Genomic DNA, 21,440 nt, shown 5'->3' on the forward strand with positions numbered 1-21,440 from the left:
CTTCTTAAAAATAGTACGATATGAAAAAATATAAGATATTGACTGTCGCAGCTCTTCTGACATCGGGCATGGCGATGACTTCCTGCGGTGATGATTTTTTGACAGCAAGTTCTACGGAGAAACAAATGGCCGGAGCTGCTGCCACTGAGAGTACCATCCTTTCCAACCTTGGTTCGGCCTATCAGATACTTTTGTTCGACAGTTATGCCAATAATAACTATAATGGCATATTGTTTATGTCTGACCTTCGTTCGGACGACTTGTATAAAGGAGGAGGTGACGCTGGTGACCAGGCTGCTTTGTACTCCTTATCTCAGTTCAGAATGAGTGCTTCCGAGAGTTTGGGTGGCTTGTGGAGTATTTATTTCACAGGGCTGGCTCGTTGTAACAACGCGATCATCTCTTGCGCCAATGCGGAAGGGGTGAAAGCTGATAAACTAAAACAGTATAATGCTGAAGCCCACTTCTTGCGTGCGTATTATGTGCATCTGTTGTGGAAATTCTTCGGAAACATTCCTTATTTTGACACACCTTTGCAAGACCCCTATATGACAAAGCAACTCTCTGCTGATGAAGTATATGCCAAAATCATGGCCGATTTGGAAGTGGCTTGTGAAGAAGGTGCTATGGCTATGAGTAATAATTCGGGAGCAGATCGGGGACGTGCTTGCCGTGCTGCTGCTTTGATGCTGAAGGCACGCGTCATCATGTATCAGAAAGAAGAAGCCAGGTATGCTGAGGTTGCCAATGATATGGCCACTATCATCAAGAGCGGCAAGTTCAGTTTGATGGATAGCTTTGATGCAATATGGCTCGATGAAAATGAGTTTTGCAGCGAATCTATTTTTGAAAGTAATCAAATGCCTGAAGGTAAAACGTGGTCAAGTGGCTGGCAAGGGTATGGTACCAATCTCCCTGCATTTATTTCTCCGAATGAGTTGAATGACCCGAATGGAGTCTTCAAAGGAGGTTGGGGCTTCGGACCTGTACGCCAGGCGGCTTATGATATGTATGAAGAAGGCGACTTGCGCCGTGACGCTTCTATCAACGACTGGAGAGGAGCAAGCTATGGCAAGCGTTTCCAAGACACCGGGCTGTTTCAGCGTAAATATGCGGCTCGTATAGGCTATAACCCTCCTCCCGGAGATACTGATTTGAATTATTGCAACAACTTGCGTATTTTCCGTTATGCGGAGACTTTGCTGAACTATGTGGAACTGGTGAAGATGCATGGTGTGGCCGAGCAACAAGGAGTAGACGCACAAGAATCTTTCAACTTGATTCGTAAGCGTGCCTTTGGTGCAGACAAACCGCTTGCTGCGGTCGAGGTGAACATCAAGGCCGAGCGTCGTAAAGAGTTCTTGGGCGAAGGAATGCGTTTCTATGATCTGGTGCGTTGGGGAGATGCGGTAACTGTTTTGACGGAGAATGATGTGGAGCACAATTCAGTTCGCACATATGATGACAACAAGAAGTTGATTCCTATTCCTCTGAGCGAAATGGAAAAGACAAAAGGTACGGAATTTGAATTGAAACAGAATCCCGGTTACTAATCAGGTATAATCGTTTAAAAAAAAATCGAATATGAATAATATATTTAAATTAGGTCTGTTTGCATTAATCGTTGTTTTTGCAATGACTTCTTGCAATCCGCAAGAGAGTGACGACCACGCTTTGGGTGTCAAACCTCAAGAAAGCCAACTGGCATTTTCTGCTAATCCCACAGCAGAGAAAGCGAATGTGATAGAATTGAAGAATGAATCATCCATTAAAGGAGTTGTCACTTGGGATTTGGGAAATGGAAACCGTGCAAAGGGAGAAAGCGCGAAAGCTGAGTATCCTTTCAAAGGAGATTATACGGTAGCCATGACCCTGTATACAACCGGTGGCTCTACCACAATTACAAAGGTTATTTCTATTGCGCAAGATGACATGTCCTTGCTCGATACTCCTATGTATAATGCTTTGACAGGTGGTGCTGCCAATCTGGCCGGTAAGACGTGGGTATTCGACCAATATCATACGGGACATTTCGGCGTAGGACCTGCAAAGGGAACTGATGGATATAATGGAACTCCCCAATGGTGGTCTTGTCCGGCTAACGGGAAATTGGAATCCAGCCTTTATACCAACGAATTTACGTTTATACAAGTAGGTGTAAAGATGGTGTGGAAGAACAATGGACATGTTTATACAAATGCGGCCGGTAAGGATGCTCTGGGTGGGACTGCCACAGTACCGGGTGCCGGTGATTTTGATGTGACCTATATTCCGAAAGAAAGCTATACTTATACATTGGACGAGGCAAACAAGACCTTGACTTTGAGTGACGGCGCGTTCTTCGGGCATTATGCAGGTACGTCTACTTACACGATTATATCGCTGACTGAAAATGAACTTTATCTGGAAGCAGCCAGTGGAGTGGAGAGTGGAAATGGTTGGTGGTATCGTTTTGTGCCGAAAGAGAAGAACGTGAAACCCGTGGTGCCTTTGAAGGCTGTTAAGTTAAATGAGGATTTTGAAAAAGAGAAATTGGCCATCAACTTTACTCGTGAGTCAATGGGACAGTTGGATTATATTTATTCGAATCCGGCACCGGTTCCGGTAAATTTGTCCAGAAAAGTTTATTTATACGAGAAGAGCACGGAATTCTATTCTAATATCTCGTATACGGTTACTGATTATAAATTCGATTTGTCTGTTATGAATAAAGTGCGTATGAAGGTTTATATCCCCTCATACAACGATTACACTACGGTGGCAAACGTAGCCGGGAATTGGATTCCTGTTAATCAGTTGCAAAAGCAGGTGGCCGTGAAGCTACAGAACAGTGAGGCAGGTGGTAATGCCTGGGAAACTCAGACCGAGGTTGTGAAGAAAGATATTCCTACAGACAAGTGGGTGGAACTTGAATTTGACTTCAGTGCAGTGAAAGACCGCACAGATTATGATAAGATAGTCATTCAATTTGGTGCTGAAGGACATGCTGCGCCTGGTATTTTCTTCTTTGATGATTTTTCTTTTGGTGAATAAATAAAAAGAACGAGGCGGTTATCTACAAGAGGTAACTGCCTCTTTATGCTTTATGATGAAAAATATGATTGGTTTATGGATAGTGCCATGGATGTTATTGGTGGGCTGTGGTAATGATAAACAACCTGTCGATGTGCCATCGGCGAATGATGGCGTGATAGAAGTCTCTCCTGCAGATTTAGAATTTATGGCCGCCGGTGAAGAGAAAACATTGATAATAAAATCAGGCTCACCGTGGAAAGTGACAACCGATGGACAAACTTGGTATTCTTTGTCTGTTGCATCCGGATATACGGGTGAGACTGCCGTGAAGATATCTGCCGGAAGAAATAACTTGGATATAGAACGTGCTGCATTGCTCTCTTTCACTTCCGGCAAAGGTGCTAAAAAGGAATATCGGTTCAAGCAAATGAAGGGCGAACCTGAAAACTATGTTCCCGAAGGGTATTCTTTGGTTTGGCAAGATGAATTTGAAGAGCCGAGATTATCCGGTGGAAAACCGGCGCTGCCTAATACTACGGAATGGTGGTATGAAGTCGCAGCCCCGGGCTGGGTGAATAATGAGTTGCAACGATATGTTGCCGATGGAGTCTTGGGCCAAGATACTTGTGCCATGATTTCGGATGGCACATTGAAAATTATAGCTCGGAAAAAAGGAGGTGAGGTTGTTTCTGCCCGTATCAACACGCTGAAAGCATGGAAATATGGTTACTTTGAGGCGCGTTTGAAACTTCCTAAAGGAAAAGGCACATGGCCAGCATTTTGGATGATGCCTAAGAATTCTTCTGCGTGGCCCGATGACGGTGAGATAGATATTATGGAGGAAGTGGGATATCGGCCTAACTGGGTATCTTCGTCTATTCATTGTAAGGCTTATTATCATTCCATTGGTACGCAGAAAACCGGTGAACAGTATATACCTACCGCCGAATCGGATTTCCATGTTTATGCTGTGGAGTGGACAGAAGATTATATAAAGGGGTTTGTAAATGGTAAGTGTCATTTTACATTCAACAATGATAAAACAGGAAATAAAAAGACATGGCCTTTCAATGTCCCTTTTTATTTGAAGCTTAACCTGGCATGGGGTGGCGATTGGGGAGGTGCTGAAGGAGTGGACGAAGCTGCTCTTCCTGCGACTTACGAGATTGACTATGTACGAGTGTTTCAGAAAAAATAATTAATTGAGATAAGTATTATGAGACGTTGGGTTTATTACTCCATGGGGTTGTCGTTGCTTTTCTTTGCGTCCTGCATGCACAAGACAGAAACGAAAGATGACGATGTGGAGCGTAAAGTTGAAAATTTATTGTCCCGGATGATTTTGGAGGAGAAACTTGGTCAGATGAACCAGATTTCTTCGTATGGTAACATGGAAGACATGAGCGGGTTGATAAAGAAAGGTGAAGTGGGATCTATTTTAAACGAGATAGATCCGGTGCGTGTCAATGCATTGCAGCGTGTGGCTGTGGAAGAGTCCCGATTGGGCATTCCTTTGCTGGTGGCACGCGATGTGATTCATGGCTTTAAAACCATCTTTCCCATACCATTGGGACAGGCGGCTTCTTTCAATCCGCAGTTGGTGGAAGACGGTGCACGGATAGCGGCTATAGAGGCTTCTGCCGCAGGCATCCGCTGGACATTTGCACCAATGATTGATGTGGCGCGCGACCCTCGTTGGGGACGTATGGCCGAAGGATGTGGTGAGGATACCTACCTGACTGCGGTGATGGGTGCCGCCATGGTGAGGGGATTTCAGGGAGATTCATTGAATAAGTCGACATCCATTGCAGCATGCCCCAAGCATTTCGTTGGCTATGGAGCTGCCGAGGGTGGTCGTGACTATAACTCGACTTTTATTCCTGAACGTCGTCTGCGCAATGTTTACCTGCCTCCGTTTGAGGCTGCCGCCAAAGCCGGTGCCGCTACGTTCATGACTTCGTTCAACGACAACGACGGAGTTCCTTCTACTGGAAATACTTTTATTCTGAAAGATGTGCTTCGCGATGAATGGGGATTTGACGGATTGGTTATATCCGATTGGGCTTCGGCTGCTGAAATGGTAGCCCATGGTTTTGCTGCCGATTCAAAAGAGGCTGCCATGAAGGCGGTGAATGCCGGAGTGGACATGGAGATGGTCAGCTATACATTTGTTAAGGAACTGCCAGGGCTGATAAAGGAAGGGAAGGTGAAAGAGGCTGTTGTGGACGAGGCTGTGCGCAACATTCTGCGAGTAAAATATCGCCTGGGATTGTTTGATAATCCTTACGTTGATGAAAAGAGGCAAGAGGTGATGTATGCTCCTGCCCATTTGGAAGCGGCCAAACAAGCGGCGGTAGAGTCGGCTATCTTGTTGAAGAACGACCAGGAAGTGTTGCCGTTGCAAGCGTCGGTGAAAACGGTGGCCGTGGTTGGTCCGATGGCTAATGCACCTTATGAGCAATTGGGCACTTGGGTGTTTGATGGTGAAAAGACGCGTACCGTGACACCCCTGACTGCCATCAAGGAGTTGGTGGGCGATAAAGTGCAAGTGATATACGAACCCGGATTGGCGTATAGTCGCGATAAGAACATGGACGGTGTGGCTAAAGCTGCTGCCTCTGCCGCACGGGCAGACGTGATTCTTGCTTTTGTGGGCGAGGAATCCATCCTTTCGGGTGAAGCACATTGCCTTGCCGACCTGAATCTTCAGGGAGCACAAAACGAACTGATTGCCGCCCTTGCCAAAACCGGTAAACCGGTGGTCATGGTAGTGATGGCCGGTCGTCCGTTGACCATCGGCAAAGAAGTGGAGGCATCTTCTGCTGTGCTTTATTCGTTCCATCCGGGAACAATGGGTGGTCCGGCATTGGCCGACTTGCTGTGGGGAAAGGCTGTGCCCAGTGGAAAGACTCCCGTTACTTTCCCGAAGATGGTGGGACAAATTCCACTTTACTATGCCCATAACAATACGGGGCGTCCGGCTACGAGGAATGAAGTGTTGCTGAATGATATTCCGTTGGAAGCCGGACAGACCTCGCTGGGCTGTACTTCTTTCTATATGGATGCAGGGTTTGATGCGTTGTATCCTTTCGGGTACGGACTGTCTTATACCACTTTCAAATATGAGAATGTGAAGCTGGCATCTGCCAATTTGAAAAAGGATGATGTGCTGAAGGTTACTTTCGATTTGGAGAATACGGGAAAGTATGAGGGTACTGAAATCGTACAGCTTTACGTGCAGGACAAAGTAGGTTCTGTTACCCGTCCGGTGAAAGAGTTGAAGCGCTTTATGCGTGTAAATCTGAAACCGGGAGAGAGGAAAAACCTGACGTTGGAACTTCCGATAAGCGAACTTGCTTTCTGGAACATAGACATGGTGAAGACGGTGGAACCGGGAGATTTTGCTCTTTGGGTAGCTCCAGACAGCCGGCGTGGAGAAGAGGTTGCATTTAAGGTAGTGGACTGATGATTGTTTTCAGTGATTAATCGAAGAGAGAGGGCAGACCATACCGGTTTGTCCCCTCTTTTTTATGATACAATCGGATACTGTTCAGAAGCGGTTTTCAAAATTCTTTCAGTACCTCTTTCCAAACACTCCTCTTAATTATCTGTCATTTAATCTTTCTGTATCCGTACACGGCTCTGTCGCCCAGCTCTTCTTCAATGCGCAATAACTGGTTGTACTTGGCCATACGGTCCGAACGGCTTAACGAACCGGTTTTGATTTGCCCGCTGTTGGTGGCTACGGCAATATCGGCAATGGTAGTGTCTTCCGTCTCGCCCGAACGGTGGGAAGTGACGGTGGTATATCCGTGACGATGTGCCATTTCGATGGCATTCAGCGTTTCGGTCAGCGAGCCGATTTGGTTGACTTTGATAAGGATGGAGTTGCCGCATCCTTTTTCGATGCCTTTGGCAAGGAAATCCACATTGGTCACGAACAAGTCGTCGCCCACTAACTGGCAACGGTTGCCGATGCGTTCGGTCAGTTTTTTCCAGCCTTCCCAATCGTTTTCGCTCATACCATCTTCGATGGAGTCGATGGGATATGTATTGATCAGCTGCTCCAGATAGTCAATTTGTTCGTCAGCGGTGCGTTTCTTGCCTTTTTCACCTTCAAACTTGGTGTAGTCATAGATGCCGTCGTGGTAGAACTCCGACGAAGCGCAGTCCATGGCAATCTTCACATCCTTGCCCGGTTCGTAGCCGGCAGCCTTGATGGCGGCAATGATAGAGTTCAGCGCATCTTCCGTACCGTCCAAGTTGGGAGCAAAACCGCCTTCATCGCCTACAGCCGTGCTGAGGCCGCGATCTTTCAATACCTTCTTCAAGGCGTGGAATACTTCGGCACCCATACGCAAACCTTCGCGGAAAGAACTTGCGCCTACGGGGCGGATCATGAATTCCTGAAAAGCAATGGGAGCATCGCTATGCGAACCGCCATTGATGATGTTCATCATCGGAACGGGCATCACATACGTGTTCGTTCCACCGATATAACGATAAAGAGGTACATCCAAATAGGCAGCAGCGGCTTTGGCCACGGCCAGCGATACGCCGAGAATAGCGTTTGCACCCAGATTGGATTTGGTGTTGGTGCCATCTAGTGCCAGCATGGCGTGGTCAATGGCCACTTGGTCGAGGGCGGACATGCCTATCAGTTTGGGAGCAATGATTTCATTGATGTTGTTTACAGCCTTCAGCACACCTTTGCCTAAGTAGCGTTTTTTGTCTCCGTCACGCAACTCCAAAGCTTCATGCTCGCCTGTGGATGCGCCCGAAGGAACGGAAGCACGGCTGATGAAGCCTGATTCCAGCGTTACGTCTACTTCCACAGTGGGGTTTCCTCTTGAGTCGAGGATTTCGCGTCCGATAATTTTTTCTATTCTCATATTCAGTAAGTATTTAAATGTAATCATTCTAAATAACAAGCTAAAATCGAAAATGTTCAAGATAATGTTTCTTTGGGTTGGCCGAATTCGAGTTGATTCTAAAACTTACCTGAATTCTAAGACTTCTCTCTTTCTGATTATTATCCGCTAAAACTTTTCTATTCGGTAGTTGTCCTACTTTATGTTGTCCACACTGACTGCGTTTCAATGCCTCCAGGCATACCATAAGAGTCTGTTCAACTTACGAGTCTCCCTTCACTTTTATTCTCGAACCTTTGTTCGCACTGCGCGAATATCTGTTCGCACGTTGCGAACGTCTGTCCGCAGGTTGCGGATTTCTGTTCGCACTGCGCGAACAGAGATTTATTCAGGCTGCGAACAAGTTTACTGTTTGTCACAAACGGTTTTATTCTATGAATACATGAAGTTTATTCTATTAGTGCAATACACAACTTAATGATTGATATCCGCCAATGGCTTGATTTAGTATTCAGAGCGTTTACAAAGATAGGCATTACGGATGTGTTTACGAGAAATGGGAATGGCATCTCCCTGAATCAGAGCCAACATCCGAAAGCTCCACCGCCCCATACGGCACAGATTCCCAAAGTTATACTCAATAAGGTATATAGCAAAAACATTACGTAGAATCCTTGTCTTATCAGCACAAGTCCGTCATGGCCGAAGGTAGAAAAGGTGGTGAATCCTCCGCATAGTCCGGTTGTGAGCAATATACGTGTTTCGGCAGAGAGGTTGAAACGGGACGACAGCGTGTAGAACAAACCTATGAGGAAGCTGCCGAGGACGTTGACTGCAAAAGTAGCCCACGGGAAAGAGTAGGGCACTATCCGTTCGTGCAGTGCCAGTTGTATCGAATATCGCAGCACGCTGCCCGTGCCGCCACCAAGAAAAATGTATATCAGTGTTTTGAGCATAGATTGTTGCTAATTATTTTTTACAGAGTCTTCGGAAATCGCAGTACTCACATTTCTTGTTGTCTTTCGTTTGACTGAAAGTTTCTTTCGGGTCATATATCTCTTGCAGCAGGTTGAGCAGGCGTTCGCGGAATTCTTCTTCAAAGAAAGCAAAGTTGTTTACCGGGATTTTAGGCTGTCGAGGTGCTCCCATCTCTATGACCGGTGAGTAGCTTTCAGAGGCTGCACGGTGTATATAGAGTAGTGAGGGGGCTACTTTCAAGGATTGTCGGCGACACATGATGGCTGCATACATGAACGTCTGGAAAATATAAGTGGGACGATTCTCGGCAGGAGTGAACAGTTGCTCAATGTTTTCGGGAGTTTTGGGCATCCCTCCTGTCTTGTAATCAACGATGCGTAATGTTCCTTCCTTGCTGTCCATCCGGTCTATGGTTCCTCCAATCTGCAAAGAAAGCTTTCCCTGCGGAGTATCAATTTCTACGATCTCCTTTACTTCTTCTTCCATTCCTTCCATGCGGAAAGGGGCATATTGCAAGTCGTTGCGCAGAAGTTGGCGCAGGTAGGAGGCGATAACCTTGGAATGGATCAGTTGCGTGCCGTTGTATTCCGGTTGCTCTGTTTGGGGCACGTGGAAAAACTTTTCTTTGAAAGCATTGTCCACGTATGTTTGGAGTTTGACTTCATTTCTCAGCAATAATTCCAAATCCTCTTTTCTTATATCTTTACTGTGGGAAATCAAATCTTTATAGATGGATTCGGCAGCATGATGGAAGATGGTTCCAAACAGAGCGGAATCTATTTCCGCACTCACTTCATCGGGAACTCTCAGGCCGGCCACGTAGCGGTAATAAAACTTCAAACGACAATCTAAATAGGCATTGAGAGCTGATGGAGAGAAGAAGTTGTTGGGATGACGCCGGACATCATAGGCATCGTACATCCGTTGCAGCATTTCCGGAGTTTTGGCAATATCGATGGGACGGCTTTGTTGAGGGGATTGTCCGGCTTCAAGGTATTCTTGTGAAATATTATAGGGTGATTCCGCCAAAAGCTGGAGCATGAAGCGGGACATCTCTCCACGATTCAGCCCGTCGGAAGAAGAATTATATAATAAGGTGACATTTTCAGCTCTTTGGATGAGGCGGTAGAAGTAGTAGGCATAAACCGCATTTTTATGTTCGATAGTGGTCATGCCGAAAGCTTTCCTCAGATTGTAGGGAATAAAAGAGGATTCTCCACCGGTTTTGGGCAACTGTCTCTCGTTGAGAGAGAGTATGATGAGGTTGCGAAAATCAAGGTTACGCGTTTCCAGCACCCCCATTACCTGCATGCCAATGGCCGGTTCGCCATGAAAAGGAATATTGGCGGAAGTAAGCAGGCGATTCAGCAGGCGCTTCAATGTATCCGGTTTCAGGCCACTCAACTCGCCGGTTTCAATCAGGTTAAGCAGACGATTGACAAGGGTGTAACTCTTGAACAAAGATTCGCGATAGAGTTGGTTGAAGATATCTTCCGTTTCTTTTTCCTGACGATAGACTACGGCCACTTCGCGAAGCAGCTCGGTGAGATAACCGCATAGAGCGGCAATGCCGTTTTGCGGAGTGAAAACCTGCTCCAGAAAAACGTCCTGCTTCAGTTCGGATGGCAGAGGGTAGAAGCGATTGTTTTTAATTAGTTGCTTTTCCAAACCCTCTGCTGACGAAGAGAGAAGACGAACATAAGGATGCTTCAAGACTGCAAGCACGGCATTGTAGGTGTAGTGTCCGGATTTTGCCTGATAACCGGTGGTCTGCAGTTCTGTTAATGCGTTGATAAAACTGTACACGGGTGTCTGCGCCAATGGAAATCCCATGGTGACGTTTACGTTTTTTACTTCGGGCGGAATGGAATGAAGAATAGGAAGCAACAATGCTTCATTGCAGAGAACAACGGCATTTTCTTTTTCTTTCGTTTCTTGTTCGCTTTGGCTCTCTTCAGTAGGGTAATGGCGGGTGACTTCTTCAATCCACTGTGGCAGATAACGTGCCTGTGCATTTTCTGTGGGAGAAGAGATGTAACGTATGTTTTTAGGTTTTCTCATCACGTCGAAAGCGGTTTCCGGCAGTTGGTTGGGGAAGCTGCTCAGGTTACGTAAAATGAATTCGCCGGCTTCGTGGGTGTAGGGAGGCGTTTGTAAGCGGGGAAGGGTGGTATAGCATACATCATAATCCCAATAGAACAACGCTTTCCCGGCATCTTGTAGGAGTTTGAAGAATTGGGTTTCCACTTTATTCAGCACATTGAATCCAACAAATACATAGCGGTCGTAGCGCAGGTGGTTGGTATCCAGTTGTTCCATGACGTTGTGATACATCATGCCTTCGTAGGCAATGCCAAGTTTAGAGAGGTTGGTACGGTAGTGCCGGTATATATCGCCTAATTTATCCCAAAGTGAGATAAACTTGGCTTTCAGTTCTGTACGCTTTTCTATGGAAAAGTTTAGAAAGAATTGCCGGATTGCTTCTTCTTGCTCTTTATCAAGGAAGTCATATCCGTCCATTATATTCTTCAACTCTTGCAGATTGGTGAAGAGCTTGCTTGCATCCACAAGATTTTTGTCTACATCATCAAAGTCGCTGATGAGTAATTCGCCCCAAAAATAGAAATCATCAAGCGTTTCTTCGCTGCGTGTTTCTTCCCGAAATACTTTGTACAGTTCGCACACCAGCCGTATAGGGTCGCCCAACTTCAGGGATGATAGTTGATGGAAGAGTTCACTGATGCTGACGTATGCAGGCGACCACAAAGGATGGTCGGTCTCTGCTGCCAGATATTCGTTAAAAAACAAGCCGGCACGTTTGTTGGGAAAAACGATGGCTGTGTGCGACAAATCGTTTCCTATTTTGGAATAGAGGTCTTTGGCGACTAATTGAAGGAATGGTTTCATGTTCTCTATATTGCTCTTTGAATATTTGGCTGATTGGGGAGTGCGTTATACTTTCTCAATGATTTCTTCTTCCACATACCACAGATAGCCTTCGATTTTGTTAGAAGCATATCCCATGCGGGCAAGAAGTTGCATATAATCTTTCACCTGCTTGTTGTATTTTTTGTTAGGCTTTCCAAATTTGAAATCCACTACGATAATTTCTTCATTGCGCATCATTACGCGGTCCGGACGCCGGGTTCGGAGTGTTCCGTTCTCTTGCCAAATGATGTCGCACTCGTTGAAGAGTTGCCATGTGCCCGAATACCAGTCCTTGATTTGAGGCAAGGAGAAAGCGCGTGCGGTCAATGCACGTATTTCCTTTTCTGTTTCAGTTTGGCCAATGATCCCTTCGAACACAAGTCTGCTGATGGCATTGTCGATATCTTTCTCTGTTTCGATGGCAGAAAACAGAGTGTGCAGTAGTCGTCCGCGGTTGATGAAACGACGGTCGGATTCGGCTTCGTCTATTCCTGCAATGAAGTCGGCCGAGCGGTTGGATTGCCTGAATTCGATGTCATGAAGCATGCTTTCCATGTGAATGGGGAGTTTGACGGCTTTTTGAGAGAATTTATTGATGACACTTCTGTCCTGAACATTATGAAGAGAATCTGCTTTTGTGAGGGTAGATGGAGAAATCCGTCCGTTTTCATAAACAGCCGTCTCTTCATCCCAACTCCCTTCGTCGTTATTGGCAATATGTGGCAAAGTATTGGCAAGCAGTTCGGATACAGTCCCTTTTTGCCCATTCTTGCTCCAAAGGATAAGATTCTTTCCCGCACGGGTAAAGGCTACATACAAAAGGTTGAGGTTGTCTACCCATAGTTGCAGACGTTCGTGCAGATAGTCTTGCCGATAGACGGACTCTGCCATTGTACTTGAATAGTTCACCGGAACAAGGCTGATGGCATTATAAGGTGCTTCGGGAGGAGTGCACCATACTAACTGATTATTGGTTTCGTTCTCCAGTTTCCAATCGCAGAACGGGATGAGTACGGTATGGAACTCCAGCCCTTTTGATTTGTGGATGGAAAGGATGCGTATTCCGTCCATCTCACCGCCGGGGATGGTCTTGCTGCAAAGCGTCTCTTCCCAATAGCGGATGAAACTGTCCAAATCGGACGAATTGCTTTGAAGATACTCCGTCACAGCATCAAAAAAGAAGAAGAGATAAGCATCTTGTTGTTCGATACGTCCCATGTCGAATATGCTGAATAATTCTTCCTGCAGTTCGTACAGAGGCATCAGACGCAAGGTCTCTAGACGAGAAATGAAGGTCTTGGGAAGCTGTAATTCGGGTTGCTCTGTCAATAGGGTGTCAAGATGGAAAGAAGGATTATTCTCTTCCTTAAGGATTTGTAGTTTGTAATTAGCGATGAGTGAAGCGCTTGAAACTCTATCTTCCGGATTGGACAGATAGCGCAAGGCGTCTATCAGCATGCAGATGGCGAGAGAGGCATCCAGTCGGAAAGCTTCGTCTGAAACAACGGGTAGCTGAAGTTCCTTATCGAAATAATCGGCTATAAGAGGAATGTTCTTGTTTTTGCGTACAAGAATGGTGATGTCGTTGGGTTGTATGCCTTCTTCAAGCAATCTTTGCACTTCTGTTCCCATAGCAAGAAGAGACTGTTCCGTGTAATCATGTTCTTCGTCCGGTTCAAGAAAAGAGACCTTTACGTAGCCGTGTGCTTCTGCTTTTGGGGATTCTTGCATCACATCGGCATATGCCTGTTTCAAAGGGTAGCACTCTTCATTCAGTTCGTTCAGATGTAGGGTGTTGAGATACTCCACTGCGGTGGTGAAGAACAGATTGTTGAAACGGATGATGTTTGTCTCGCTCCGTCGGTTTGTCTTCAGAGTCTCTACACGGACGGGAAAATTGTTTAATTTAGTATGTCCTAAACCGTTCAGAATGCTCCAGTCTCCGTTGCGCCAGCGATAGATGGATTGCTTCACATCTCCAACAATCAGGCTGTCGGCTCCTTGCGAGAGGCCTTCGAGTAGCAGTAAGCGAAAGTTGTCCCATTGCATACGGCTTGTATCTTGAAACTCGTCAATCATTACGTTGCGTATGTTGGCGCCGATTTTCTCGAAAACGAAAGAAGAGTCTCCTTCGCGCACCAACTTGTGCAACAAAGCGTTGGTGTCAGACAGTAAGAAACGATTATGCTCGTGGTTCAGCGTACGCACCTCTTCATCAATATGATTGAGCAGTTGTAACTCGTTGAGATGTTGTAATGAAAGGCGACAACTGTTGATGGTGCGGTTTTTTTGTGGTCGTAATCGTTCGGCATCTTGTAATAGCGGTAGCAGGCTGTTTTCTGCCAGCCGGATGATATCGTCTCTCCGAGGAGAAGTCTTTGCGGCCCAGTTTCGGGCATCGGCCAGGCAGTTTTGCAGCGTGGCGGTCAGCACATCTTTGTCTGTCAGTCTGCCGTCGCGAAGTTTTCGGAAGTAACTGCCTATACCTCGAGAACCTCCTTTCAAATCCTCCGGCACGAGTGCGTGTCCTTCCAATTTGCCTTCAAACTGTTCGTAGAAACCTTTCATCTGCTCCAAAGCTTCTGTTTCCATTTCGTGCAACACATTTCGATAGAGTTTCAACGTGTCAGGTATGCGCAGGCATGCCCTCACATCTTCACCTCGTTCGATATAGCTTTCATTGAATATATTGAACCCGAAACTTTTGATTTCGTTTGATACATTCCAGCGTTTGTCATTGCGGATGCGTTCGTCTATGTAGTCCAGTAACCAGGCCAGCACAGGTGAGGTGGGAGTAAGTTTCTCGATAAGGCTGTCTACGGCTTCACTCAGCACTTCGTTTATACTTAGTTCTATGTTCAGATTAGGACTTAGTTCCAGCTCGCGGGCCAGGTTGCGCATAACAGACTGGAAAAAAGAGTCAATAGTCTCTACACGGAAGCGGCTGTAATCATGAAGTATATATTGCAATGCCATCCCCGCACGTTGTCGCAATTCTTCGATCTCTCTATCCGGTGTGGCAGCTTGCAAATAATGAGTTGCTGCCATGTCATCTTTGATACGTTTCAGATAAGCATCGGATTCCGGAACACTTTTCCAGATGCCGTAGAGTTGTTGCAAGATTCGTTCTTTCATTTCTGCCGTAGCTTTGTTGGTGAAAGTCACGGCAAGTATTTGGCGGTAGGCGCGAGGATTGATTATCAGATGCTTGATGTATTCCACAGCCAGCGTAAAGGTCTTTCCTGATCCTGCGGAAGCTTTATATACTAATAGTTCCATGTAAATTTGCAACAAGTTTATCTGCAAATGTATATAAAAATCATGATATGTTTGTTCCCTGGAAAGGAATACTAAATCTTTCTCGAACGCTATCAATCAAATTGCAGTTTTGAAAGTGCAAGATTTATTGATTTTAAAGCCTTACTGTTAACGTATTTTGTGTAAAAACTGTACTTCCCTTTTTTTATTCTTTAATGTTTTAATTATATCTTTGCTTCCTTGAAAGAAATAACGAGAGAACGACGTAATTATGATACACATGCTTGCCATTTTTGCTTGGGGAATAGGGCCTATCCATAAGGAAGAAGCTTTATGGATTTCTTTTACTTTGATTATTCTTCTGATGCTTACAGTTATGGTTGTGTTTTATGTCAGTAAGAATAAGCAGGTAAAGGCTCTTCAGAAAATAAATGATATCGCGGAAGAAGCTAACCGGTTGAAAACGGCATTCATTGCTAATATGACACACGAAATACGTACTCCCTTAAATGCCATCGTAGGATTCACCACTATGCTTGCCGAGATGGATGGATTAGATAAAGAGACACGTATGTCTTTCTTAAAAGAAATAAATGACAATAAAGAATCTTTGCTGAGAATCGTTAATGATTTGTTGGACTATTCTAAGATAGAAGCAAATACTTTTGACTATAATGATGAAGAGGTAGATATAAATGCTCTTATTGATGAGGTGTGTGCAGCAGAGAATAGACGCTCGCATCCTAGTGGAATAAAAGTTGAATATCAGGAAAGGTTGTCGCAATGCAGGCTGAAGACAGACCGCAAACGTTTTGCTCAGGTTATGGAGAACCTATTGGAGAATGCTCTGAAATTCACTGAGAAAGGTAGCGTGACGGTGGGAAGCAGAAGACTGAGTAACGGTAATTACTATTTTTATGTGGCAGATACGGGATGTGGTATTGATGACGAAGGACGACATGCCATTTTTGAACGTTTTGTAAAAATGAACTATAATATAAAGGGAACCGGATTGGGGCTTTCCATCACCAAGTCTATTATAGAACATTATGGTGGGGGTATTGGTGTAGAATCTAAAAAAGGAGAAGGATCAACATTCTATTTTACCTTACCGGGCAGCATGGAGTACAAAGAATATGGTAAATTCTGATTGAGTGCTATTCACTCAATCAGCCATTTCCTTAAGCTTTTTGAAATGTCGGATAATCTCTAGATAGTTACAATCGGTACAAGCATTGAATTTATTCCATAAATCACCCACCACAACTGCACCGCCAAAGCCATAATCCTTAATTTCTAATATATTGTTAGGGGTTATACCTCCTAAAGCCATGACTTTATGATCTATTATTTTTTCTTTTCCAGCCTGTCTGAGTTCTTCGGCTTCAAAACCGGAAGATATCCCGTCTTTGGTGATACAGTCGAATATCGGACTTAGAAATAAATAATCATAAAAATGCTTTTTGCTTTTTACTTCGTCCAGCGAATGGCAAGTACAACTGATGTGACCGGAAAAATCGTGCGGTTCTTTCGGGTTACGGGCATTCAAATGAATTCCCATCAAATTAAATTCTTCCTGAAGGTAAAAATGCTCATGGGTGACAATGCGTTTATGGTATTGTTTGGGTATCAGTGTCAGAAGACGTTCTGAATACATGGCAGAGGTTTCCGGCTTTCTTAGATGCAGGATATCCAATCCTTCTTCAAAAAGCGCAGTGATAATCTTGTCTTCTTCCACAAAGAATGTGGGGGCCGTAACTACAATAAGCTTCATCTTGTTTGTTAAACGAATTAGTGTAGCAAAATTAATGATTACTTATCGTCGGGACTAAGGATTTTCTTTAAAAGATGTTAGTTAGAGGCTTTAGGTAGAAAAACGCACCTCAAAATTATATTCAGAGATGCGTTTTAAACAAGAGTTGATAAATTCTAAAATGATTTATTTCAATCTGTCACCTACTACTTTCCAGTCGATAATCTTCCATAACTCGTTCACATGGTCTGCACGGCGATTTTGATAATCAAGATAGTAGGAATGCTCCCATACGTCGAATCCTAATAACGGAGTCAGACCGGAACGTACAGGATTGCTTCCATTCACTTCTTTAGTGATATGGAGTTTACCGTTCTTGTCCACTGAAAGCCATGCCCATCCCGAACCGAATAGACCTACAGCTGCTGCGTTGAATTCTTTCTTGAAGTTCTCAAAGCTGCCGAAATCGCGTTGGATAGCTTCAGCCAACTTGCCGGTAGGTTCTTTTTGTTCCGGATTTGGAGAAAATTGCAAGAAATATAAAGTGTGGTTCAGCACTTGCCCTGCATTGTTAAAGATGGCACCATCCGGCGCTGTGGAAACAATGGTCACTAAATCTTTACCTTCATATTCTGTTCCTGGAACAAGGTTATTGAGGTTATTGACATAGGCTTGCAAATGCTTGCCATAGTGGAAATCTATAGTTTGCTGACTGATTACAGGTTCCAATGCATTGTTTGCATAAGGAAGTTTTGGCATTTCATACGTCATAATTGTTAGCATTAAAGTCATTAATAATGTATTCATAAGTTCAATTATTAAATTTTGGAACTTTATTGTATTAAACACGATAAGATGAAAAATGTTCGCAGGTCTCAGAAGCTTTATTTATCTTTGCTGCAAAATTACTCTATTTTAAGATTGTACGGAATATGCCCGATTATATACAGGAACTGAATGAAGGACAGCGCGCAGCGGTGCTTTACAATGATGGTCCGTCATTGGTGATAGCCGGTGCCGGTTCTGGAAAGACGCGTGTACTGACATATAAAATAGCCTATCTGCTGGAGAATGGTTACCAGCCTTGGGATATTCTTGCATTGACCTTTACCAATAAAGCGGCACGTGAGATGAAAGAGCGCATAGCGTGTCAAGTGGGCACAGACCGCGCGCGTTATTTATGGATGGGAACCTTTCACTCCATATTTTTGCGTATCTTGCATGTTGAGGCTGTTCATCTTGGTTTTACTTCGCAATTTACCATATATGACACGGCAGATGGTAAGAGTTTGATACGTTCTATCATAAAAGAGATGGGATTGGATGAAAAGATATACAAACCCGGATTGGTTCAAGCACGTATATCAAATGCCAAGAATCATTTGGTTTCCCCTGCGGGGTATGCAAACAGTAAAGAAGCCTATGAGGCAGATCGTGCTGCAAAAGTACCTGCCCTTCGCGACATATATCAAAGATACTGGGCACGTTGCAAGCAGGCAGATGCCATGGACTTTGACGATTTACTTTTCTACACCTTTTTACTGTTTCAAGATCATCCGGAAGTACTTGCCCGTTATCAGGAACAATTCCGTTATATTTTGGTAGATGAATATCAAGACACTAATTTCGCACAACATAGCATTGTACTACAGTTGGGCAAGAACCATCAGCATGTATGTGTAGTAGGCGATGATGCGCAGAGTATTTACTCTTTTCGTGGGGCCGATATCGACAATATCTTGTTTTTCACCAAGATATATCCCAGTGCCAAAGTATTTAAATTAGAACAGAATTATCGTTCTACTCAAACCATTGTTTGTGCGGCCAATAGCTTGATAGAGAAGAATCAACGGCAGATACGCAAAGAGGTCTTTTCTGAAAAAGAGAAGGGGGAGGCACTTGGCGTTTATCAAGCCTACAGTGATGTGGAAGAAGGAGATATTGTGGTAAATAAAATTGCTGAATTGCGTCGAGAAAAACAGTATGCTTATTCTGATTTTGCGATACTTTACCGTACTAATGCACAGAGTCGCATTTTTGAAGAAGCTATGCGTAAGCGAGGAATGCCATATCGTATATATGGTGGCTTGTCGTTTTATCAGCGTAAAGAAATCAAGGATGTGATTTCCTATTTCCGATTGATCATAAACCCTAATGATGAGGAGGCATTCAAGCGTATTATCAATTATCCGGCACGTGGCATCGGTGATACTACAGTAGGTAAAATCATTGCAGCTGCTACGACGCACAATGTCAGCTTATGGACGATACTTTGCGAACCATTGACCTATGGACTGACTTTCACGAAAGGTACGACAGGGAAGTTGCAAGGCTTTCACGAATTGATATCTGGCTTCATGGCATGTGCGGCTGATAAGAATGCTTACGAGATTGGTTCCGATATTATTCGCCGGTCGGGTATCATCAATGATGTCTGTCAGGATAACTCGCCGGAAAATTTGAGCCGTAGGGAGAACATAGAGGAATTGGTGAATGGCATGAGTGATTTTTGTGCTCGGCGGCAAGAGGAAGGAAATCCGGATATCTTTTTGGCTGATTTCTTGTCGGAAGTTTCATTATTGACAGATCAGGATTCGGATAAGAACGATGATGAGAAGATAACTTTAATGACGGTTCATTCTGCCAAGGGACTGGAGTTCAAGAATGTTTTTGTGGTGGGAATGGAAGAGAATCTTTTCCCTAGTGCAATGATTGGAGAATCTGTCCGCGCATTGGAAGAAGAGCGCAGACTGTTCTATGTGGCTATTACACGTGCGGAGGAACATTGTTTTTTATCTTATGCAAAGACTCGTTTCAGGTTTGGTAAAATGGAATTTGGAAGTCCCAGTCGCTTCCTGAAAGATATAGACGTACGATTTTTGCATTTGCCTAATACAAATCTCTCCTTTAGAATGGGGGAAGATGTGCATAACGATTTCTCTTATAAAAAGAGAGAGGAAGGGATGATGCGTCCGAAGCAACAGGTTATATCTCCGGCCGTTCCTCGTAATTTGAAACGAGTGATGCCTGCCTCTGATTCGGCAGGAACAACGTCTCAATCCGGTGTTTCTATCAGTGGAGTTATGGAAGGACAACTGATTGAACATGAACGCTTCGGCATAGGAGAAGTGTTGAAAATGGAAGGTGAGGGAGATAATGCTAAAGCCACTATTCGCTTTAAAAATGCGGGAGATAAACAACTTTTGTTGCACTTTGCGCGTTTCAAGGTGATAGGATAGAATAGTGACCGTAAGACGTATCCGGATAAAGAGGCGTCAATCTGATTGGATGTAAAACTATAAATGATATGATAAATTTTGACCGTTTCCCTTCTCCGTGTTACATCATGGAAGAAGAACTTCTGAGGAAGAACCTTACGCTGATAAAAAGTGTTGCCGAACGTGCAGAAGTGGAGATTATTCTTGCTTTTAAGGCTTTTGCCATGTGGCGTTCCTTTCCTATCTTTAGAGAATACATATACAACTCTACGGCAAGTTCCGTATATGAAGCCCGTTTGGCATTTGAAGAGTTCGGTAGTAAAGCACATACCTATTCTCCGGCATATACCGAGGCCGATTTTCCTGAAATCATGCGTTGTAGTAATCATATCACTTTCAATTCATTGGAACAGTTTCAACGCTTTTATCCGAAGGTGAGGGCAGGGCAGAGTGGAATTTCTTGTGGCATTCGCATTAACCCTGAATATTCCGAAGTAGAGACTGAACTTTATAATCCTTGTGCGCCTGGTACTCGTTTTGGAGTGGTGGCAGACTTGCTTCCGGAAATACTTCCTGAAGGTATGGACGGATTTCACTGTCATTGCCATTGTGAATCATCCTCGTATGAATTGGAGCGCTCTTTGGCACAATTAGAATCCAAATTCTCTCGTTGGTTCTCACAAATCAAATGGTTGAATTTAGGTGGAGGACACTTGATGACGCGCAAAGATTATGATGTGGAGCATCTTATTCGTTTGTTGCAAGGGCTGAAAATGCGTTATCCGCACCTGCATGTCATTCTCGAACCTGGTTCAGCTTTCACATGGCAAACCGGTGTACTTACTTCTGAAATTGTAGATATTGTAGAGAACCGTGGCATTCGCACTGCTATTCTTAACGTGAGTTTTACCTGTCACATGCCCGATTGCTTGGAGATGCCCTATCAGCCTGCTGTGCGTGGCTCAAGAAAAGGAGATGGTGGCCCTTACGTATATCGTCTTGGTGGTAATTCTTGTTTGAGTGGCGATTATATGGGTATGTGGAGCTTCGATCATGAATTGCGGATAGGAGAGCGGATAATCTTTGAAGATATGATTCATTACACTATGGTAAAGACGAATATGTTCAATGGGATTCATCATCCGGCCATTGCAATGTGGACGAAAGAGGAAAAAGCAGAAATATTCAAACATTTCACATATGAAGACTTTCGCAATCGAATGTGTTGATTATCAAAAGACTGTTTGCATGTTCGGCGGAGAAGCATATTTTTATGTGTGAAAAAACACGTGGAATATTTGCAGGTTTAAGGAAAATATCTACCTTTGCAACCGCAAACGCGGAAATAGCTCAGTTGGTAGAGCACAACCTTGCCAAGGTTGGGGTCGCGAGTTCGAGTCTCGTTTTCCGCTCAACATG

The 21,440-nt window shown here is 44.4% G+C and carries 13 protein-coding genes and 1 tRNA gene; 8 read left to right on the plus strand and 6 right to left on the minus strand.

The annotated features are described in order from the left end of the window. Positions 1-20: 20 nt before the first annotated feature. The 4 genes from C3V43_RS02345 to C3V43_RS02360 are packed head-to-tail and all read left to right on the plus strand — an operon-like array spanning position 21 to position 6,481. The gene (locus C3V43_RS02345; RefSeq protein WP_106068434.1) at positions 21-1,553 is read left to right on the plus strand and encodes a RagB/SusD family nutrient uptake outer membrane protein; all 1,533 of its coding nucleotides are present in this window, start codon (positions 21-23) and stop codon (positions 1,551-1,553) included. A gap of 31 nt (positions 1,554-1,584) precedes the next feature. Next, complete coding sequence (locus C3V43_RS02350; protein ID WP_106068435.1) at positions 1,585-3,033, plus strand: hypothetical protein; 1,449 nt, start codon at positions 1,585-1,587, stop codon at positions 3,031-3,033. A gap of 52 nt (positions 3,034-3,085) precedes the next feature. Next, entirely contained in the window at positions 3,086-4,213 is a 1,128-nt protein-coding gene (locus tag C3V43_RS02355; RefSeq protein ID WP_106068436.1) for a family 16 glycosylhydrolase, read from the plus strand. Between the two features lie 18 nt (positions 4,214-4,231). Then, positions 4,232-6,481: a glycoside hydrolase family 3 N-terminal domain-containing protein gene (locus tag C3V43_RS02360; protein WP_106068437.1), complete on the plus strand. Its 2,250-nt coding sequence runs from the start codon at positions 4,232-4,234 to the stop codon at positions 6,479-6,481. 145 nt (positions 6,482-6,626) lie between these two features. On the opposite strand, the gene eno is transcribed toward C3V43_RS02360, so the two are convergent. The 4 genes from eno to C3V43_RS02380 all read right to left on the minus strand — a co-directional run bounded on the left by eno (position 6,627) and on the right by C3V43_RS02380 (position 15,071). Continuing rightward, positions 6,627-7,907 (minus strand): phosphopyruvate hydratase, encoded by a 1,281-nt coding sequence (gene eno, locus C3V43_RS02365; RefSeq protein ID WP_106070422.1) that lies wholly within the window; start codon positions 7,905-7,907, stop codon positions 6,627-6,629. Between the two features lie 557 nt (positions 7,908-8,464). Further along, positions 8,465-8,842 (minus strand): fluoride efflux transporter CrcB, encoded by a 378-nt coding sequence (crcB, locus tag C3V43_RS02370; protein ID WP_106068438.1) that lies wholly within the window; start codon positions 8,840-8,842, stop codon positions 8,465-8,467. A 13-nt stretch (positions 8,843-8,855) separates the two neighbouring features. Then, positions 8,856-11,771 (minus strand): PD-(D/E)XK nuclease family protein, encoded by a 2,916-nt coding sequence (locus C3V43_RS02375; protein WP_106068439.1) that lies wholly within the window; start codon positions 11,769-11,771, stop codon positions 8,856-8,858. Positions 11,772-11,816: 45 nt separating this feature from the next. After that, entirely contained in the window at positions 11,817-15,071 is a 3,255-nt protein-coding gene (locus tag C3V43_RS02380) for a UvrD-helicase domain-containing protein (protein WP_106068440.1), read from the minus strand. A gap of 250 nt (positions 15,072-15,321) precedes the next feature. Between C3V43_RS02380 and C3V43_RS02385 the strand changes: the two genes are divergently transcribed. After that, entirely contained in the window at positions 15,322-16,200 is an 879-nt protein-coding gene (locus tag C3V43_RS02385) for a sensor histidine kinase (protein ID WP_106068441.1), read from the plus strand. A gap of 15 nt (positions 16,201-16,215) precedes the next feature. Here C3V43_RS02385 and C3V43_RS02390 read toward each other — a convergent pair whose 3' ends face one another. Together C3V43_RS02390 and C3V43_RS02395 are read right to left on the minus strand one after the other, a co-directional pair. Then, entirely contained in the window at positions 16,216-16,824 is a 609-nt protein-coding gene (locus tag C3V43_RS02390; protein ID WP_106068442.1) for a thiamine phosphate synthase, read from the minus strand. A gap of 165 nt (positions 16,825-16,989) precedes the next feature. Further along, positions 16,990-17,610 (minus strand): superoxide dismutase, encoded by a 621-nt coding sequence (locus C3V43_RS02395; protein ID WP_174704380.1) that lies wholly within the window; start codon positions 17,608-17,610, stop codon positions 16,990-16,992. Positions 17,611-17,735: 125 nt separating this feature from the next. On the opposite strand from C3V43_RS02395, the gene C3V43_RS02400 reads away from it, so the two are divergent. From C3V43_RS02400 to C3V43_RS02410, 3 genes are all read left to right on the plus strand, one after another. Continuing rightward, complete coding sequence (locus C3V43_RS02400; protein WP_106068444.1) at positions 17,736-20,042, plus strand: ATP-dependent helicase; 2,307 nt, start codon at positions 17,736-17,738, stop codon at positions 20,040-20,042. Positions 20,043-20,110: 68 nt separating this feature from the next. Continuing rightward, the gene (gene nspC / locus C3V43_RS02405) at positions 20,111-21,250 is read left to right on the plus strand and encodes a carboxynorspermidine decarboxylase (RefSeq protein WP_106068445.1); all 1,140 of its coding nucleotides are present in this window, start codon (positions 20,111-20,113) and stop codon (positions 21,248-21,250) included. 110 nt (positions 21,251-21,360) lie between these two features. Beyond that, a tRNA-Gly gene (locus tag C3V43_RS02410) sits at positions 21,361-21,433 on the plus strand. Positions 21,434-21,440 lie beyond the last annotated feature (7 nt).

The organism is Prevotella heparinolytica (assembly GCF_002998535.1).
Taxonomy (GTDB): domain Bacteria; phylum Bacteroidota; class Bacteroidia; order Bacteroidales; family Bacteroidaceae; genus Bacteroides; species Bacteroides heparinolyticus.

Coding starts and splice junctions, on each gene's coding strand:
- C3V43_RS02345 (WP_106068434.1), top strand. CDS start 21: ATGAAAAAATATAAGATATTGACTGTCGCAGCTCTTCTGACATCGGGC.
- C3V43_RS02350 (WP_106068435.1), top strand. CDS start 1,585: ATGAATAATATATTTAAATTAGGTCTGTTTGCATTAATCGTTGTTTTT.
- C3V43_RS02355 (WP_106068436.1), top strand. CDS start 3,086: ATGATGAAAAATATGATTGGTTTATGGATAGTGCCATGGATGTTATTG.
- C3V43_RS02360 (WP_106068437.1), top strand. CDS start 4,232: ATGAGACGTTGGGTTTATTACTCCATGGGGTTGTCGTTGCTTTTCTTT.
- eno (WP_106070422.1), bottom strand. CDS start 7,907: ATGAGAATAGAAAAAATTATCGGACGCGAAATCCTCGACTCAAGAGGA.
- crcB (WP_106068438.1), bottom strand. CDS start 8,842: ATGCTCAAAACACTGATATACATTTTTCTTGGTGGCGGCACGGGCAGC.
- C3V43_RS02375 (WP_106068439.1), bottom strand. CDS start 11,771: ATGAAACCATTCCTTCAATTAGTCGCCAAAGACCTCTATTCCAAAATA.
- C3V43_RS02380 (WP_106068440.1), bottom strand. CDS start 15,071: ATGGAACTATTAGTATATAAAGCTTCCGCAGGATCAGGAAAGACCTTT.
- C3V43_RS02385 (WP_106068441.1), top strand. CDS start 15,322: ATGATACACATGCTTGCCATTTTTGCTTGGGGAATAGGGCCTATCCAT.
- C3V43_RS02390 (WP_106068442.1), bottom strand. CDS start 16,824: ATGAAGCTTATTGTAGTTACGGCCCCCACATTCTTTGTGGAAGAAGAC.
- C3V43_RS02395 (WP_174704380.1), bottom strand. CDS start 17,610: ATGAATACATTATTAATGACTTTAATGCTAACAATTATGACGTATGAA.
- C3V43_RS02400 (WP_106068444.1), top strand. CDS start 17,736: ATGCCCGATTATATACAGGAACTGAATGAAGGACAGCGCGCAGCGGTG.
- nspC (WP_106068445.1), top strand. CDS start 20,111: ATGATAAATTTTGACCGTTTCCCTTCTCCGTGTTACATCATGGAAGAA.